We start from the raw sequence: 17,365 nt of genomic DNA, 5'->3' as shown, positions 1-17,365 counted from the left end.
CTAATTCCCCTCTTCAATCAATGAATAATTAAGACTTTTGATTATGTATTATTAAGTACTCATCCATCTTAACGATTTGAAATACCTCGATAATGTCCTGGTGTACGTTTTGCAAAATTAAATCCTTACCTTCCATCGACAAGGTTTTGTATAAACTAATGACAAAGCCTACTCCGCGCGAATCAATGTCACGACATTTCTGCATGTCAAAAAAAACTTTAGTAAACAAAGAACTTTGTTTGTCAAAAATATCCGTTACTTGCTCGATTAACATAGGTACTACCGGAGATAATAGATTTGCGTGGACCTGCATATGTAATTGTTGGTTATTAATTTCCGTTTTCAGCATGGCAAACTCCTTGAACAATTCTAAATTTACATATATTAACTCAATAATATTTGTATTCCAGGACTAAAGCAATGGTAAAATAGTACCATTGCTTGTAAAAACTTATTTTCTCATAGACCTTTCGTCGACACTATAGTTCTTTTATTAATACTACAGTCCTACCTTCGTCTTTATACATCAATTGATCACAAATTTCTTTAGCTAATAAAATCCCTCTTCCGCGCAGTGAAAAATCTGGATCTGCCAGTCTTTCTAAATCTGTTATTTTGTCTTTCCAGTTAAATCCTATACCTTCATCCGTAACTTCAATGCTCACTCGATTCACTTCTTCAAGAATTTTAATTGTTACCGATTTTTTCTCATCCATTTGATTCCCATGTTCAATCGAGTTCATAACCATTTCAAGAACTGCTAATACGTATAATTTCTTTCCAGGAAAATCATTGCGAAGTATCTGCAACAGTTGTTCTCGCAAATCATTTCCTTCTTTCATTGAACTTGAAATCACAATATATTGATGCATACAGGACCACACTTCCTAATAATATCTACCAGAATTTTAGATTTTTCCTACATAATTATATTTTATCGAACCTTTTATGTTTTTTCTGACCTTCTTTATCCTGTTTGTTATTTTATTACGATAATAGGCCTTAAGCAATGGTCCAAAAGTGCGAAAAAACGACCCTCTAGTGGGTCGTTTCCTTAAATCCTACATTTTCTCTGGCGCAGAAATCCCTAATATCCGCAGGGTATTCTGTAACGTCTGCTGCACAGCTAGTACTAAGCCATATCTTGCCTTTGTCAGTTCTATATCTTCACTTAACACTCGCTGCGCCGTATAGAAACTATGGAACGCCGTTGCCAAATCGAATGCATAACGAATGATACGGTGTGGTGCCAGTTGTTCCGCTGCTTGTGCCAATTCACTTGGCAGTTCTGCTAATTTCTTAATTAACTGAATGTCGTGCTCTGTCGATAGTAAGCTCCAGTTCACAGAATCAATCGACCATTGGCTGGCAGCGTCGCGACTCGCTTGCAGACCATCTTCCAACCCTGTTTCCGCGATTTGACGCTTAATACTACAAATACGGGCATGGGCATATTGCACATAAAACACTGGGTTTTCATTGGATTTCGTCTTTGCTAAGTCTAAATCAAAATCTAAATGGGTATCGATACTGCGCATAGTGAAGAAATAACGCGTCGCATCCACTCCGACTTCTTGAATGAGTTCCGCTAAGGTAACTGCTTTCCCGGTACGCTTTGACATTCTTACTAACTCGCCGTCTTGATATAAGTTCACTAACTGTCCTAAAAGCACGGTCAAACGGTTACGGTCATATCCTAATGCATCCATCGCAGCTTTCATACGTGCTACATATCCGTGATGGTCTTGCCCCCAAATATTGATTACCTTCTCAAATCCGCGTTCAAACTTATTGCGGTGATATGCTATATCTGGCGTCAAATACGTGAAGCTGCCATCAGACTTTACTAATACGCGATCTTTATCGTCTCCAAGCTTTGTACTTGCTAACCACATCGCTTGATCTTGTTCAAAGAGATATCCAGCATCCTTTAATCGATCAAGAGCTTGTGGAATTTCATCCGTCTGGTATAAGGATCGTTCGCTAAACCAAACATCGAACTCAACGCCGAAATCCTTTAGGTCCTTTTTAATGTTCGCGAGCTTTTCCTGTAATGCAAATTCTTTCAATTCCGCATGGCGACTCTCCTCATCCATGCTGATATATTTATCCCCATATGTATCTGCCAGTTGTTGACCAATTTCTATGATATCTTGACCGAAGTATCCACCCTCCGGCATTTCTCCCTCTTGTCCAAGGGCTTGTAAGTATCGAGCGTATACAGATTTGCCAAGATTGTCGATTTGATTCCCTGCATCATTAATATAGAATTCTCTTGTTACATCATATCCTACGAACTCTAGTAGGTTGGATAACGTATCTCCAACGGCTGCCCATCGTGCATGACCAAGGTGAAGACTTCCTGTGGGATTGGCACTCACGAACTCAACCTGTACTTTTCTTCCAGCTCCTGATTGCGATGCTCCAAACTTTTCCCCATGTTGTAGAATCTGATCAAGACAATCATACAGGTACTGGTAGCTCATGTAAAAGTTGATAAACCCCGGCCCTGCGATTTCTACTTTCTCTATGCCGATGGACTCTTTATCAAGATGTTCCACGACTGCTTCGGCGATTTGGCGCGGGTTTTTCTTAGCGATTTTCGTGAGTTGCATAGCAACATTCGTAGCAAAATCTCCGTTCTTATCGTCCTTCGGCGACTCGATGATGAACTCTGGCATTTCAGATTCAGTGACGATTCCCGCTTGCAGTACAGCTTCTATTACACTTTGATGCAATTTGCTCTTTAGTTGATCAATGATACCCATATCATAAAACCTCCTATATACTAATCGTGCCATTTCTGTTAATCCTTATACGCCATACCGCAATACTTATACTCCATATACCTCTAATGCTTATATGCTACATGCCGCTTCGTGTCCGGCATAACTCGAATATCTAGTTTCCTTGATCCTAAACGCTCTCCCGCTACATCTAAGACGTAATCAATTTGTATGAAACCATCATCTTTCGATAGGAACTGTACGTTAATATCCTTCGTGTCGACTTCAAGGGGCAATGTTCCATATGGCGTCTCATAGATGCTTTGGTACGGTACGCCCTTCATGAATTTCTGCTTTGATTTTACAAAACCATATTTTAATATAGTAATCTCTTGTCCATCAATTTTAATGATGGTTTTCACTTCTTCGTTTTCCTGTTCTGTATCGTTATATTGAATGTATGTAATGTTCTCTTTTACATGTAATTTTGCCTCGTACCAATGCTCTGCCTTTTCGACTTGGCTTAAGACGCCTTGTTCAATCAGTTCTTTATCTTCAATTTGATGTATCGCTTGGATGTATAATCGAACTTGCTGCTCCATAAAAATCCCCTTCTTTTTTCTAAGGTGTACTTTTGATTATCTCAGCGGCGTTTACTAATACTCCCACTTCTACAGAATGGTTCTTCTATTTTAAAATAGTTAGAACCATTAAATACCTGAGGTAAACGTGGGAGATAAGTGCCGCCAAGCTTTACCCACAAGGGGCACAGGCGAAATAAGTGCAACTAGAGTTCAGGCGGAGTAAAAACTCCATCTGAACTAAGTTTTCTTTATGATAAAAATAATAATAGATTGTGATTTGCTTGTGAGTTGTATTACTATGCTATCCAAAAAAACAAAAAAAGGCAACCTATTACGATTGCCTTTCCTTATAAATTTTGAAATTCTGTTATTTTAATAAATCTGCTACGAATTTAGGAAGAGCAAATACTGACTTGTGAATCTCTGGTGTATAGTATTTAGTATTCGTTGTCTTTAATTGCTCTTGCGGTACTTGTAGTGGATCATATTTCTTAGATCCCATCGTAAAGCTCCACACACCACTTGGGTAAGTTGGGATATGAGCTAAGTAAAGCTTCGTAATTGGGAAAAGCGATTCAATGTCTTTGAACACGCGCGTAATTAAATCGTTGTTAAAGAACGGCGATTCTGTTTGTGCAACCATAATCCCATCTTCTTTTAAAGATTCATAAATGCTTTGGTAGAATGTTTTCGCGAATAAGCCTTCTGCCGGTCCAATAGGTTCAGTAGAATCTACTAAGATAATGTCATACTCGTCTTTTAAATCTTGTACATGCTTGATACCGTCAATGACTTGCACATCTACACGAGGGTCCGCGAGTCCTGCTGCAATGTCTGGAAGGTATTTCTTTGAGACTTCGATTACTCGTCCATCAATTTCTGCAAGTACTGCTTTTACTACAGAAGGGTACTTGATAATTTCGCGAATTGCTCCACCATCTCCACCACCAACAACTAGAACTTTCTTAGGGTTTGGGTGTGTGTTCATAGCAACATGGGAAATCATTTCGTGATACACGAACTCGTCCTTATCCGTTGTCATAACCATACCGTCAAGAACTAACATCGTACCGAATTGATTCGTTTCAATTACATCTACCTTTTGGAATTCTGATTCCTCGCTATGTATAATATCGGAAATCTTAAGGGTAATCCCGATGTTTGGAGTTTGTTTCTCCGTGTACCAAAATTCTGACATTCTCATCAACCTCTCTTTTAAGTTTTATAGATTTCTTTTATTTGCTAATCCCTAATTACTTGTCCAAAGTTAACCATCATAACCAATTAAATCACCAACGAATCATCTACTGCAAGTGATATTGCTTTTTATCTTGTTGAGGTATCTTAATATTTATCTGTAATTTTACTGAATAAATCCACTAGCCAAGTTTTTGATGCTTTAAAATAAACAAAACGCCAAAAGGGAGCTTGTCCCTATTGACGCTGTTCGTATGATTAGTACCAAAGTGGAGCAGCAGCAAAAGCACAACCGATTTTCTCGACCTTATGCTCAACTGCACATACTTTGATTTCTTTTAGTTCTAGGTTACGTACTTCAAAAGCTTCTTCTACCATTTTACGGATTGTAGTTTCTGCTTCTTCCTTCGTGCATTTACCAGAGAACTCCATAATAACTCCCATCGTTTCTTCCGCAGGAACTCCTACTGCTACTGCTGCTGCGATCGTCTCGCCCGGAACATCAGATACAATAGAACCGTATGCAATTGGAGTTAATGCTCCAAGTGGTAATACGAAATCTGCGTCGAACTCACAAGACGGAGGTAAGATTGAGCTAACTTTTAATAAGTTTACATTTCCTACTCCGGCTTTTAATAAGGCGTTATCAAATGCAGTAAGTTTACTTCTTCCTTCTGCACCGCCTGCAACTACTTTAAACTTTTTAGGTGTCGGTAACACGACAATCACTCCTTCATCAATTATCATTCAGGCTAATATTACCGGCTGTCCTCAAAAGCTGCGATGCTCTTTTGGAAGCTTTTTTAAATGCCACTACGTATTATACCCAGTATTAGTGAAAAAATAAATGTTTTTTTTCAAAAAATTTTAAAAAAATCATATCGCGAGTTTTAAAAGCCCCTCGAATGGCAACAATGGATACTACAAAGTCTGTGAGGAGGGCTTGTTTATGTGGGGAACAATACGATGGATTTCCAGCAAACTATTTGCTTTATCCATACTATCCATCTTTTTATTAATCGGTTTTATTATCTATCTGAAGGGCCAACCTTTACCAGATCAAGACATTGCTTATACGACCAAAATATATAGCCGCGACCATCAAATTATTGATAATCTTCATACGGAAGAAAATCGCGTTCACGTTCCATTGGAGGATATCAGCACACACATAGTGCAGGCAACTGTCGCTATAGAAGATCAGCATTTTTATCAGCATTTCGGTGTCGATGTGAAAGGCGTTTTACGAGCTATCTATATTAATTTCCAAAACCAAAGTCGTTCGCAAGGCGGAAGTACAATCACACAACAGCTTGCAAAAAACTTATATCTCACGCATGAAAAAACCTGGGAGCGCAAGTTCTATGAACTGATTCTTACAGCACAGCTTGAGCTTCACTATTCAAAGAGCTATATATTAGAAAAATACCTAAATCAAATCTATTATGGGCATGGCTGCTATGGTGTAGAGGCTGCTTCCCAACGTTATTTCGGAAAATCCGCTAGCGAATTAACATTAGCGGAAAGTACGTTATTAGCTGGTGTCCCAAAGGGGCCCAGTTACTATTCTCCGTTTTTGAACTACGATAATGCTATGAAACGACAGAAACTAGTGTTACATCGCATGGTCGAAAATGGATATATTTCACAGCAGGAAATGGATGATGCATTAACGTCAGAACTAGTATTCCATAAGCCTAATGTGCAAACAGCATCCGCCTTATACTTCCGCGATTATGTGATTGCTGAGCTTGTGAAACTGGGCTATCAGGAAGACCAATTGCGTATGCAAGGCCTTGAAATCACAACGACACTTAACCTTGGCATGCAGCAAACAGCAGCAGCTTTAATTGATGAGCAGCTTTCTAAGTTTGAAGATTTGCAAGCAGCGCTCGTCACGGTCAATCCAGAAAACGGCGATATTCTTGCCATGGTTGGAGGGCGTGACTATAAAGAAAGCCCTTACAATCGAGTGCTTGCTAAGCGCCAAGCAGGGTCAACATTTAAGCCGTTTGTGTATTTAGCTGCCTTAGATAGCGGCTTATCACCAGTCTCGAAACTTAAAAGTGAAGCGGCACGTTTTACCTATGATAACGGGCGCCAAAGCTATACTCCTAGAAACTTTAATGATTTTTATTTTAATGATGATATAACTTTTTTAAAGGCGTTAGCTGTGTCAGATAACGTAGTTGCTGTCAAGACAAACCTTATGGTACGACCATCTCTAGTAAAAGAAACGGCTCAAACCTTAGGAATTCAAAGCTATTTACAAGAAGAGCCTTCTCTTGCGCTCGGCGCTTTTCCTGTGAGTCCTATGGAAATGACAGTTGCATACGGGACGATAGCGAGCCAAGGTATTCGTATAGAGCCACGAGCAATACTGGAAATCCGCGACCGTCGTGGTAAACTCTTATATGCTAGTGAAACACAGCAACAACATGTCCATGATCCAGAGACGCTATATATTCTTACAGATATGATGCGTAGTGTGTTTGAACCAGATGGCACTGGCTTTCGTGTCAAAGATTTATTACCATTCGATGTAGCAGGTAAGACGGGTACAACCGATACAGATGCTTGGATGATTGGTTTCACACCAGATAACGTCACTTCTGTTTGGGTCGGTTATGATCGAGACAGGTTCATCAGTCGTAGTGAGTCCTATCAAGCGACACCGATATGGGCGAATTATATGGCCCAAGTATCAGGAACCACTGTACCTGTGATGGGTCACCCTACCAGTGTAGGTGAATCGTCTACCGTAACTGAGCCGGTGATAACCAAGCAACACTACAAGCAATTTCCGATTCCTAAAGGGGTTGCTCCGCTTGAAATCTGCTTGGATACTGGTGAACTAGCCCCAGCTAACGGAAGTTGTACAAGAACGCGTACAGTATTCTTCGTGCCCGGTACAGAGCCTGTGCAATAATCTGATGCTTATGGTATATTGGCAAACCTTTACGAAACATTCAATGGATGATACACTATACAGAGAAGTTCATTATGTGTCTCATTGGACAAGTAGATGAGGGGATTTTATGAAATGGAAAGGTATTTTGGCAGGAGTTTTCTTTATCGTAGGGATTTCAGCAATATTCTATTACGTGGAGCGAGGGCCTGAATTCAATCATACATTTAACGAAAATCTGCTGGTTATAGAAGATTCCGTCTATGAGGTATTAACAGAGGAAGAAATTTCTCGGTTACAGGATTTTGCTCGCCGAGCTATTATTGCCTCAAACGGAAAGCCTAGTCTATACTCTCCCCACGCAAAGTTCCTAAGTAACGGGGCCTTGCTTGCTTATATGATGTTCGTCAACAATACCGGGGAAACAGTAACGAATTTACATTCTATGAGTGTCAAAATTATTGGCGGGAAAAACCAAACGATTGCTGGCGGTGTCTTTAACACACTGAAAAACATGCCCCCGATAGAAGACGGAAATATCTTTTTATTCTCCGTTGTATTCCATCCAGATAAAATCACAGAAGAAGCGGATTTATCCTCTTACATGACAGAGTCATTTTTCGAATATGAAGTTGCACCTTCAGGAACACAATCTGAACAACAACCATAAATCTCAAACTTATGTCCGGTGACGACAAAATCATCGGGCATTTTTATGAGTTCAATCGGACATTCCGCTTCGATCATTATTGTTTTTCCGCAGCTTGTACAAATCATATGATGGTGATGGCTGTTATGTGCGCAGCATAATAACCGATATTTCCGCTCGCCTTGTATCTCAGTTGTCTCTAGTAACCCCACATTTGTAAATATCATGAGGTTGCGATAGATTGTATCCAGGCTTAAGGTCGGAAAAGCAGCTTGTAACTCATCATACACATCCTTTGCAGACATGAATCTTTTCTGCTCATGGATGCAATTAAAAATTGCCTGTCGTCTGTTCGTCGGTTTATACCCCTGTTGTTTCAATTGCAGCATCGCTTCTCGTTTTTCCATCTTGATTCCCCTTACGTTTTATCACAGATTTTGCAGCTATCACTACAATCAATATTGCTACCGCAACTAATACGATTGTCCCCCCAGAAGCCCAATTTAAGTAATAGGCAGCATACAATCCAGTAATGATGGAAAGCTGTGCAAAGCCTATTGCATAGAGGAACGTTTGCTTAAAGCTATTGGCCACTTGTAGGCTGGCGGCAACTGGCAACGTAATCATAGAAGAAATCAGCAATACTCCTACTACTCGCATTCCGACTGCAATCACTAAGGCCACCAGTAGAATAAACATAAGGTTAAGGAAGCGATACGGAATTCCTGCAAGCCTTGCTCCCTCTTCGTCAAATGCAAGGAAAAACAGTTCCTTATAGAATATAACAATCACACCTATCACGCCTACCGCGACCATACCAATGAGCCACACGTCAGACGTACTAACAGCAACAACGCTTCCAAATAGATAGCCAAACAAGTTGGCGTTAAATCCATCTGCCAGGCTGATTAATACGATGCCTAATCCTATACCTGCCGATAAAATGACAGGAATGGCTAGTTCCTGATAATATTTATACACCTTTCGAAGCTGCTCAATCGATAACGCTCCAACGACAGATACCGCCATACCAGAAACTACTGGATTTATAGCAAGCATTGGATTCCATTTATTCCACAACATCCCGAGCGCTATTCCAGTGAGTGTCACGTGCGAAAGCGCATCTGCAATTAACGATAGACGTCGCAATACAAGAAACACACCAATCACTGGCGCGACTATACCGATAAGAATTCCAGCAATAAATGCCCGTTGCATGAAACTATAGTTTAGTAGAACTTCAATCAATAGTAACGCCCCTTAGCATGAACATTCCGTTTTGTGACCATGTTCAATGAGTGTGATAGAATGCTGATACGCTTGTGCGAGAATTTGTTGTTGATTTTCTATAAATCCCAGATGATCACCATGATAGTACAATTCTCGATTGATACATGCCACCTTATTCACTCTCGTGGTAATCGCACCAATATCATGACTGACCAAAACAATCGTTTTCTTATGATGACGATGTAAATCTTCTAATAGTTGATAAAAGCTTTCCATCGAGTTGGCATCTACACCGACAGTTGGCTCATCAAAAATCATGACATCGGGCTTTGATACCAAAGCCCGCGCGATAAATACCCTTTGTAGTTGTCCCCCTGATAGAGTACCAATCAGATCGTTCCGCTTTTTCTGTAATCCGACTAATGCGATGGTCGCTTCCACTTCTGCGTCATCTGCCTTCGATAAGCGATTCAACATTCCCTTTTTCCCTGTTAATCCCATAGAAACCACTTCAAATACCGTTGCAGGAAATCCTACATTTAAGCTGTTCACCTTTTGAGGTATGTAACCAATTCTATGCCACTCACGAAACTCCTTTATGCTTTTACCAAAAAGTTTAACTTCCCCCTGGTCAGGGCTGATTAGTCCCATCATTGTTTTTAACAATGTCGATTTCCCAGAACCGTTAGGCCCAACGATACCGAGAAAATCTCCCGCTTCCACAGATAAGTTGACATTACGTAAGACAACCCGAGTATCATATTGGAAAAATATATTGCTTAATTGAAGGATCATACGTGGCTCCTATTCTGCAAACGCCATTACTAGATTTCCCAAATTCTTTCTCATAAGTGTGAAATATGTCTCTTGGTTCTGGATATCCTGTTCCGTATAATTCTCTAACGGGTGTAAAAACAATACATCAGCACCAATCTCATCTTTAATTACATTTGCTATCTTATTACTTACCGTCGTCTCGAAGAAAAGGTGTTGGATTCCAAGCGCTTTCATTTCATCGATGATTGTCTGTATCTCTTTTTGGCTTGGTTCTGCCCCTGGATGAATGCCATTAATCGCAACTTGTTCTAATCCATAACGTTCTGCTAAATACGAATATCCCTTATGGGAAACAAAAAACTTATGATTCGGCATATCGTTCAGAGCATTTTCAAACTCTGCATCTAAATCTAGTAATTGCTGCTTAAGATTCATAGAATTCGTTTGATAGTACTCTGCATTCGCTGGATCAATGTGCGCCAACGTCTTGGCAATTTTATCTGCCTGCTCTATTGCTAGCAATGGGTTTAACCATACATGTGGATCGAAATCCCCATGGTCGTGTGCATCATGATCATGGTCGTGGGAATCAGAAAACCAACCCCGCACTGTATGCCATAATTCTTCTAAAAAGCCGTGTTCATGGTCGTCCTTGTGATCGATATCGCTTTCATGCATATCGTCAGCATGCACTTCGTCCGATTCCATTAACTTCATATCTTGCGTCGTATCTAGCAAAATTACGTGACTCTCTTTCCCCACTGCTTCATGGAGTTTATCAATCCATAACTCAAATCCCCCACCATTATATACAACTAAGTCTGCTTTCGCTATACCTATCATTGTCTGAGCTGAAGGTTCAAAGTCATGGGAATCTACTCCTACTGGAACGATATTGTTAACCTCCACAAACTCTCCGCCTATAACTTTTGTGAATTCGTAGTTCGCTAGGGTTGTTGTATATACGGTTAATGTATTACGATTGTTATCTATACTCTCCGGCGACTTACTTTCGCGTTGTGCATTGTTCGTAGGATTCGCGTGATTGGAGCAACCAGCGAATACCAATCCTACTAGCAACACTAGAATCATAATTACGCTTCGAATCCTTCTCTTTGTATTAATTGCATTATAAACCAGTCCATTCATCATCAATCGCACCCCTTGTATTTCTCTATATTTTCCATTAGTATAATGTATATGAAATTATCTGTAAATAAGAACGATTACGATTTAGGTGCGTTTCATTTTTTTATCTCAGCGGCGTTTACTAATACTCCCACTTCTACAGAATGGTTCTTCTATTTTAAAATAGTTAGAACCATTACGACCTGAGGTGAAAGCGGGAGATAAGTGCCGCCAAGCTTCGAAATAAGTGCAACTAGAGTTCAAGTGGAGTAAAAACTCCATCTGAACTAAGTTTTCTTTATAATAAAGAAAAAACCCATTACTAATAGAATTGTCGCAATTATAAAAGTTATGATGTTCTTTATATTAGGAACGCTTGCTTGAAGTATGATTGGATTCTCCGCCCCAGCCTTCAGATTCCAAACCAATGTGTATCCCTCATCTTTCGTTTCATGGGCATTATGCTTGATAACCTTAATCGGTAGTGTGACGATACATTGCAAATTCATTTGTTCTAACATCTTACTCCCGAGGAAATTTATTTCTTGGTTATCTAGAAAGTTAAGGTTTCTCAAGTCAATGTTCGCCTCAACCTGATAACGATTCGTGAAAAATCCCTTCTCTTCATAAAAACGGAAATTCTCTTTGTTTTCACCGCTACTATTATCAATTAGTCCAGCAACCAGCACGTCGACTTCTTGTGCGTCGAAGTTAATAATAGATTCTACATGCCGCTCTGCTATGATGCCTGTAGAACTAGCGTCTGTATAGCCGGTAACAGAGTATCCGTAAATCTCAGCCCTACGTTTCAATTCTAGCATTGGGTTCTCTTGCGCTAACACTAGAAACCCCGCTACACCTTGATTCACACCAACTTGATAGCGCAAGTCAGCACTATAATCCTTATGAATCGTAATGTGAAATGTCCCTTCCGCACAACCTGTTAACACTAACAACACACTGAGCAATACTACAAATAGACACCCTTTTATGCTTATATGTCTCACCATACACCTCCTATGAGATAATTGTATGAAAACACTTGTTCCTACCATTCCCAGTTGTTATAATGGCTATTAATCACTCCATTGCACTTGTTTAGAATCAATGTTAGTACCATAGTTCTGGAATAGCTTTGCTATATAATCAACATAAGTTACACAATCATAACTTGAGAGGATCAGTTACATGAAATATAGTAATCTGTATAAAAAGCTATTTCCATTATCGATTGCTCGAAGGTATTACTTATGGATTCTACTCATTGCATTAATCCCAACCGTTGGCTTAACGCTAATTACTTTTATGGATGCTTATCAAGCCGGCATCCAAATCTACCCCGCCTTTATAAAAGCTTGTAAGTTTGCCCTAGCAGGACTCTTATTCTCCCTTATAGCTTTATCCTTCGCATGGTTAATTTTTACGATATTTGCAAAGAATTTAGAATCATTTTCTTTAGCCATTGCGAATAATCAACCAATCGCCCATCAAGAGTTAGTCTTTAAGGAAATCACCCCCATCTTAAACGCCTTAATTGATAAGGAGGAATGCAATCGAGAGATTGTCAACCAGTTACGTTCTTCTGAGGACCATTTCCGGCAATTGTTCCACAGTAACCCCTTGCCTTGTATGCTATTAGAATACCATACAGGCCTTTGTGTCGATGCTAATGAGCGCTTCTTGAGTTTCACTAAGATTCCTAGAGAAGAGCTTTTGCACAAGAATGTTTCGTTCCGCCAATTTCTTACTGAGGATACTTATGAAAAGCTTGTGTACCTTGTTCGCAACTCACAACGCATCACAAATACGGAAGTTGCCTTTATAACCATGGATAACAACAATAAGATAGCCTTACTTTCTATAGAGAGGCTAGAAATACGCGAGCAACAGCTTTTATTTTGCACACTAGTCGACATCACCGATTATACACTGATGCAAAGCGATATAATGAAATTAGAGAAATACAAATTGATTGGTCAAATGGCCGGCTCGATTGCCCATGAAATTCGCAATCCGTTGACAACAGTGAAGGGGTTCTTACAGCTCTTATCTACTAAGAAGGCCTATGAGCAAGACAGCCATTATTTCATGTTAATGTTACAGGAAATTGACCGAACTAGTAGCATTATCAACGATTATTTATCTTTGGCGAAGGAGACCCCTTTATCGCCCGAATTAAAAAGTTTAAATCCAATCATCGAAAATCTATTCCCAATCATTGAGGAGCAAGCTAATAATTTTGATATCCAAGTAACGCTTGATTTAACAAAGCATTCTTTGGTGCTTATCGACACTCGAGAAGTTCGACAGTTGATACTATACTTAGTACAAAACGCCTGCGAGGCAATGAAAGCGGGGCAGACATTAACAATCAGTACTGGCCAAACCAATCATGATGTCTTCATCAAAATAAAAGACGACGGCCCAGGTATACCGGATAGTATACTGGACCGAATGGGAACACCTTTTATTTCAACGAAAGAGAAGCATGTAGGATTAGGGTTAGCTGTATGCCAATCGATTATCGATCGTCATCATGGCTCTATGGAAATTTCCACTGGTTCTTGGGGGACAATCGTGACTTTGCATTTCCCTACTGCATATGATAAAGATTTCAATCTAATGCAACAGCATAGTAGTCAGCAATCGTTTTTATAAATCTCTGAATGTCTTCCACTGTTGTATCAAAGGAAGTCATCCACCGTACCTCTAAACAATCGGGATTCCAAACATAAAAATGAAATTGTTCTGATAGAATGTCTAGCATTTCCTGAGGAATCGTTGCAAATATAACATTTGCTTGCACTGGCTGTGTAATCTGGATTTTCGGATATTTTCTCAGCTGATTTGCTAACAATTGCGCCATAGCATTGGCATGTAGGCTGTTTTGCAACCATAAATGATTCTTGAGTAGTTCTTGGAATTGCGCCCCAATATATCGCATTTTCGAATGAAGCTGCATCCCTTGCTTACGGAAAAATCTAAACTCATGGGCTAATGCTGTATTGAAAAATATCACAGCTTCTCCGAACATCATTCCATTTTTCGTCCCGCCAAACGATAACACGTCGACACCCGCATCCTTCGTCATTCCTTTTAAGAGCTTGATACCCCATTGATAGCGTTCTTGATTGGTTGTATCGTATTCATTATGCCCTTGATCGATTGATTGTAATTGTGACGCTACAGCGTTTGCTATACGTGCTCCGTCCATATGTAACAACAGATTATTTTGCTTAGCAAAGTCAGAAATCTCCTGTATTTCATCGATTGAGTACACCGTACCATATTCTGTCCCTTGGGTAATCGATATAACTCTTGGTTGGCTATGATGTTGCTCACCCAATTTATGAAGGTATGGCTGCATTTGCTCTACAGTAAGTTTTCCGCTATCACTTTCTATGTCTAGTAGCTTGCAACCAGTAAACTTCTCTGGCGCACCGCATTCATCCACATTGATATGTCCAGTATTGGCGACCAGGACGCCGTGATAAGACCGCGTAATTGTTGTGAGACCAATCGTGTTTGCACCAGTCCCGTTATACACAAAGAATACCTCTATATCTGCACCAAATATATCTTTAAATGCTTCTATCGCAGCCTGTGTATATTGATCATTCCCGTAAGCAGGAACATGCCCATGATTCGCCTCTATGAGCGCCTCCATTACGAAGGGATGTACTGGGGCGTAGTTATCACTGGCAAAACTGGGCTTCATAGAATTCCCTCCATCTCATCCTCCGTCAATTCCCTGCAATCTCCTGGCGCTAGTTGACTATCCAATACTAAGTTCCCTACCGATATTCTCTTTAAATAGACTACTTCGCTGCCAGCTGCCTCCACCATACGTTTGACTTGATGGTATTTCCCTTCTTGAATCGTTAGCATAAATCGCTGATTAGCATAAGCACTGTGAAATGTTTCTGGGATGTTTGCTTTTTTATCAGGCGCCAAGCTTTCTATTGTTGAGACAACGGCTGGCATCGTTACATAGCCATCCTCTAACGCGATTCCCTCTTCGATTCTTTTGAAGTCAGCATCTTTTATGTTACGATTCACTTCTACATAATACATCTTGTTAATCTGTTTTTTCGGCGAAAGCACTCGATGTGAAAATTGCCCATCATTCGTGAGAATCATGAGTCCCTCCGTATCTTTATCTAAGCGACCTACAGGAAATGGTTCGAATACTTGAAACCCCTCTGGTAAAAGATCAATTACCGTTGTGTGCTGGCGATCTTCAGTCGCTGAGACGACTCCGGCAGGCTTATGTAGCATGACATAAATATATTTTTTGTATTCTAATACTTGTCCATCCACAGCAATTTCTACGTTCTCCGGGTCTACTTTTTCACTACTATCGCGCACCATTTCTCCATCTACGGTTATGTTACCTAATCGACACAGTTTTTTCACTTCTTTTCTTGTACCTACACCCAGGTGTGTTAAGATTTTGTCTATTCTTTCTAATCCCATGTATGAGTCCTCCATTTATTCTTTTCCTACTCAACGCTGCATTTCCCATTGGTATACTATTTTTGATTCGTTATACTAACTTTCATTCTAACGTGAATAAGATGCTTATTTTCTACCTATAATGATAGAGTTTTGAATATCCTTATTATGCACATATTAACATTATTTTCACCATGTTATATACGTTATACTTGTTTTGTTTCGAAAATCCATATAATATACTTAGATTAGGGAGGTGCAATAGATTTGAAACGTTTTTTATTGGGCATGTGTAGTGGAATTATTTTTTGTGTGATTATTGCATCGACCTTAATCCCCCTACCAACACTCCTTGAGTTTAGCGCTTATGCGAAACATCTAAGAGAAAACAAAGGCGGACTAGAAGTCTTAGTCAATTTAGTAGACCGGAACAGTAATAATTATACCACATTCTTGAAAGATGTACCTGAACAGGTGTTAGTAACACCTACGAATGAATCAATCCCTAACACAAACCCTTTCCCAACAATGGCAAATCATAGTGAGAAAGCGAAAGGTCTGTTCGGAATTTCGATTGGATCAACGGAACGAGAAGTATTAGATACACTTGGTACGCCTAATCGAATAGATTTAACTCCTTACGGGTATACGTGGTGGATTTACAATGATAACTATAAATATTATAAGCAAATTGCAATAAAAGATCATACAGTTGTATCCTTATATAGTGTGAGTCCTACATGGGAATTTAATTCTATTAAAATTGGAATGCCTGTAACAGAGATTCAAAAGATATATTCTCTTAAAGATTCTGTATCACTAGACTTTGAAGATGCGAATTTCCTCGTTCATGTTAAACAGTCGTATGATAACAAGAAGTATGTAGCCATCGACAATCAAATGGCGATTGAATTTTACATTGATATTCACGATAATCACAAATTATCAGGAATTCGCATTAGTGATTATGCTACGTTTCTAGCCACAGGTGGCTACTCTATGGAATGGAGTTATTATCGAAATGCACCGTCATTTAAAGCTTTGCCATTGTCTGCCAATGATTTTGAAATTGTCAATCGTGCTCATGAACGACAAATTCTAGACATTACAAACGCGATACGAGTGCGCCATCAATTACAACCATTACAATGGAGTGGTAAGGTGTCCGATATCGCGCGAAATCACGCACATGATATGTTGACCAACGGGTATTTCGACCATGTCTCTCCCACCCATGGCAAACTTTCTAACCGTTTTAACAGAGCGAAGGTAGGTTATCGAATGATTGCAGAAAATATCGCCGCTGGTCAGCAGGATGCAATTGAAGCTGTAGAAGCGTGGATGAATAGTGAAGGCCATCGCGTAAATATGCTGCATAAAAACTATACTCATCTTGGAGTTGGTGTAATTGAGAAACATTATGCGCAAAACTTTCTAGTTCCTTATTAATAGAATTTACAAAAGGAATAACATCTTAACTTTTCATAGAGGATAGTTCAACATGCGGTACATGAAACAATCTTATTTCAATTCAATTAAGTGCAGGAACAATTTTAAGGGCTGTTGACATTTGTCAACAGCCCTTATACGTGCCCCTCAGCACTATTATAACTACTATCTCTTTTTTATCTCAGCGGCGTTTACTAATACTCCCACTTCTATAAGCGGGAGATAAGTGCCGCCAAGCTTCGAAATAAGTGCAACTAGAGTT

General features: G+C 39.6%; 17 protein-coding genes. 4 read left to right on the top strand and 13 right to left on the bottom strand.

Annotation, left to right across the window (positions count from 1 at the left end):
• Window positions 1-28: 28 nt before the first annotated feature.
• The 6 genes from BHU72_RS08615 to BHU72_RS08590 form a co-directional block, all read right to left on the bottom strand.
• Complete coding sequence (locus BHU72_RS08615) at window positions 29-349, bottom strand: STAS domain-containing protein (RefSeq protein ID WP_069702221.1); 321 nt, start codon at window positions 347-349, stop codon at window positions 29-31.
• A 130-nt stretch (window positions 350-479) separates the two neighbouring features.
• On the bottom strand, window positions 480-872 hold the full coding sequence (locus tag BHU72_RS08610) for an ATP-binding protein (RefSeq protein ID WP_069702220.1): 393 nt from the start codon (window positions 870-872) through the stop codon (window positions 480-482).
• 189 nt (window positions 873-1,061) lie between these two features.
• On the bottom strand, window positions 1,062-2,768 hold the full coding sequence (gene argS, locus BHU72_RS08605; protein WP_069702219.1) for an arginine--tRNA ligase: 1,707 nt from the start codon (window positions 2,766-2,768) through the stop codon (window positions 1,062-1,064).
• 83 nt (window positions 2,769-2,851) lie between these two features.
• Window positions 2,852-3,328 carry a YwiB family protein gene (locus BHU72_RS08600; RefSeq protein WP_069702218.1) on the bottom strand — a complete coding sequence of 159 codons (477 nt, stop codon included), beginning with the start codon at window positions 3,326-3,328 and terminating at the stop codon, window positions 2,852-2,854.
• A gap of 349 nt (window positions 3,329-3,677) precedes the next feature.
• Window positions 3,678-4,508 (bottom strand): polyamine aminopropyltransferase, encoded by an 831-nt coding sequence (gene speE / locus BHU72_RS08595; protein WP_176720449.1) that lies wholly within the window; start codon window positions 4,506-4,508, stop codon window positions 3,678-3,680.
• Window positions 4,509-4,765: 257 nt separating this feature from the next.
• Window positions 4,766-5,227, bottom strand: coding sequence for a pyruvoyl-dependent arginine decarboxylase (locus BHU72_RS08590; RefSeq protein ID WP_069702216.1), 462 nt, complete (start codon window positions 5,225-5,227; stop codon window positions 4,766-4,768).
• Between the two features lie 229 nt (window positions 5,228-5,456).
• On the opposite strand from BHU72_RS08590, the gene BHU72_RS08585 reads away from it, so the two are divergent.
• Together BHU72_RS08585 and BHU72_RS08580 are read left to right on the top strand one after the other, a co-directional pair.
• Window positions 5,457-7,436, top strand: a complete 1,980-nt coding sequence (locus BHU72_RS08585) for a transglycosylase domain-containing protein (protein ID WP_069702215.1) — start codon at window positions 5,457-5,459, stop codon at window positions 7,434-7,436.
• A gap of 109 nt (window positions 7,437-7,545) precedes the next feature.
• Entirely contained in the window at window positions 7,546-8,085 is a 540-nt protein-coding gene (locus BHU72_RS08580; protein WP_069702214.1) for a hypothetical protein, read from the top strand.
• Here the strand turns inward: BHU72_RS08580 and BHU72_RS15460 are convergent.
• The 5 genes from BHU72_RS15460 to BHU72_RS08560 form a co-directional block, all read right to left on the bottom strand.
• Window positions 8,016-8,471, bottom strand: coding sequence for a Fur family transcriptional regulator (locus BHU72_RS15460; RefSeq protein ID WP_083248350.1), 456 nt, complete (start codon window positions 8,469-8,471; stop codon window positions 8,016-8,018). The two genes, BHU72_RS08580 and BHU72_RS15460, sit on opposite strands and share 70 nt — an antisense overlap.
• Complete coding sequence (locus BHU72_RS08575) at window positions 8,425-9,312, bottom strand: metal ABC transporter permease (protein WP_069702213.1); 888 nt, start codon at window positions 9,310-9,312, stop codon at window positions 8,425-8,427. Before BHU72_RS08575 ends, BHU72_RS15460 begins: the two co-directional genes overlap by 47 nt.
• A 12-nt stretch (window positions 9,313-9,324) precedes the next feature.
• On the bottom strand, window positions 9,325-10,089 hold the full coding sequence (locus BHU72_RS08570) for a metal ABC transporter ATP-binding protein (RefSeq protein ID WP_069702212.1): 765 nt from the start codon (window positions 10,087-10,089) through the stop codon (window positions 9,325-9,327).
• A gap of 9 nt (window positions 10,090-10,098) precedes the next feature.
• On the bottom strand, window positions 10,099-11,223 hold the full coding sequence (locus tag BHU72_RS08565) for a metal ABC transporter solute-binding protein, Zn/Mn family (protein ID WP_069702211.1): 1,125 nt from the start codon (window positions 11,221-11,223) through the stop codon (window positions 10,099-10,101).
• 263 nt (window positions 11,224-11,486) lie between these two features.
• The gene (locus tag BHU72_RS08560) at window positions 11,487-12,206 is read right to left on the bottom strand and encodes a DUF3153 domain-containing protein (protein ID WP_069702210.1); all 720 of its coding nucleotides are present in this window, start codon (window positions 12,204-12,206) and stop codon (window positions 11,487-11,489) included.
• Window positions 12,207-12,387: 181 nt separating this feature from the next.
• Here BHU72_RS08560 and BHU72_RS08555 point away from each other — a divergent pair, with 181 nt between their 5' ends.
• Window positions 12,388-13,857 (top strand): two-component system sensor histidine kinase NtrB, encoded by a 1,470-nt coding sequence (locus BHU72_RS08555; RefSeq protein WP_069702209.1) that lies wholly within the window; start codon window positions 12,388-12,390, stop codon window positions 13,855-13,857.
• Here BHU72_RS08555 and BHU72_RS08550 read toward each other — a convergent pair.
• Both BHU72_RS08550 and BHU72_RS08545 read right to left on the bottom strand, forming a co-directional pair.
• Window positions 13,814-14,917, bottom strand: a complete 1,104-nt coding sequence (locus BHU72_RS08550) for a threonine aldolase family protein (RefSeq protein WP_069702208.1) — start codon at window positions 14,915-14,917, stop codon at window positions 13,814-13,816. The two genes, BHU72_RS08555 and BHU72_RS08550, sit on opposite strands and share 44 nt — an antisense overlap.
• Window positions 14,914-15,675: a pseudouridine synthase gene (locus BHU72_RS08545; protein ID WP_141709284.1), complete on the bottom strand. Its 762-nt coding sequence runs from the start codon at window positions 15,673-15,675 to the stop codon at window positions 14,914-14,916. Before BHU72_RS08545 ends, BHU72_RS08550 begins: the two co-directional genes overlap by 4 nt.
• Before the next feature lie 246 nt (window positions 15,676-15,921).
• On the opposite strand from BHU72_RS08545, the gene BHU72_RS08540 reads away from it, so the two are divergent.
• A complete protein-coding gene (locus BHU72_RS08540; RefSeq protein WP_069702206.1) occupies window positions 15,922-17,103 on the top strand; it encodes a CAP domain-containing protein in 1,182 nt (393 codons plus the stop codon).
• The last annotated feature ends 262 nt before the right edge of the window (window positions 17,104-17,365 follow it).

The organism is Desulfuribacillus stibiiarsenatis (assembly GCF_001742305.1).
In the GTDB taxonomy this organism is placed as follows: domain Bacteria; phylum Bacillota; class Bacilli; order Desulfuribacillales; family Desulfuribacillaceae; genus Desulfuribacillus_A; species Desulfuribacillus_A stibiiarsenatis.
Note: the sequence above shows the minus strand (reverse complement) of the source record. Positions and strands in the feature narration are given on the sequence as shown.

Bases quoted from the DNA above. Each gene is read 5' to 3' on its own strand.
- BHU72_RS08615 (WP_069702221.1), bottom strand. From the start codon at position 349: ATGCTGAAAACGGAAATTAATAACCAACAATTACATATGCAGGTCCAC.
- BHU72_RS08610 (WP_069702220.1), bottom strand. From the start codon at position 872: ATGCATCAATATATTGTGATTTCAAGTTCAATGAAAGAAGGAAATGAT.
- argS (WP_069702219.1), bottom strand. From the start codon at position 2,768: ATGGGTATCATTGATCAACTAAAGAGCAAATTGCATCAAAGTGTAATA.
- BHU72_RS08600 (WP_069702218.1), bottom strand. From the start codon at position 3,328: ATGGAGCAGCAAGTTCGATTATACATCCAAGCGATACATCAAATTGAA.
- speE (WP_176720449.1), bottom strand. From the start codon at position 4,508: ATGTCAGAATTTTGGTACACGGAGAAACAAACTCCAAACATCGGGATT.
- BHU72_RS08585 (WP_069702215.1), top strand. From the start codon at position 5,457: ATGTGGGGAACAATACGATGGATTTCCAGCAAACTATTTGCTTTATCC.
- BHU72_RS08580 (WP_069702214.1), top strand. From the start codon at position 7,546: ATGAAATGGAAAGGTATTTTGGCAGGAGTTTTCTTTATCGTAGGGATT.
- BHU72_RS15460 (WP_083248350.1), bottom strand. From the start codon at position 8,471: ATGGAAAAACGAGAAGCGATGCTGCAATTGAAACAACAGGGGTATAAA.
- BHU72_RS08570 (WP_069702212.1), bottom strand. From the start codon at position 10,089: ATGATCCTTCAATTAAGCAATATATTTTTCCAATATGATACTCGGGTT.
- BHU72_RS08565 (WP_069702211.1), bottom strand. From the start codon at position 11,223: ATGATGAATGGACTGGTTTATAATGCAATTAATACAAAGAGAAGGATT.
- BHU72_RS08555 (WP_069702209.1), top strand. From the start codon at position 12,388: ATGAAATATAGTAATCTGTATAAAAAGCTATTTCCATTATCGATTGCT.
- BHU72_RS08550 (WP_069702208.1), bottom strand. From the start codon at position 14,917: ATGAAGCCCAGTTTTGCCAGTGATAACTACGCCCCAGTACATCCCTTC.
- BHU72_RS08545 (WP_141709284.1), bottom strand. From the start codon at position 15,675: ATGGGATTAGAAAGAATAGACAAAATCTTAACACACCTGGGTGTAGGT.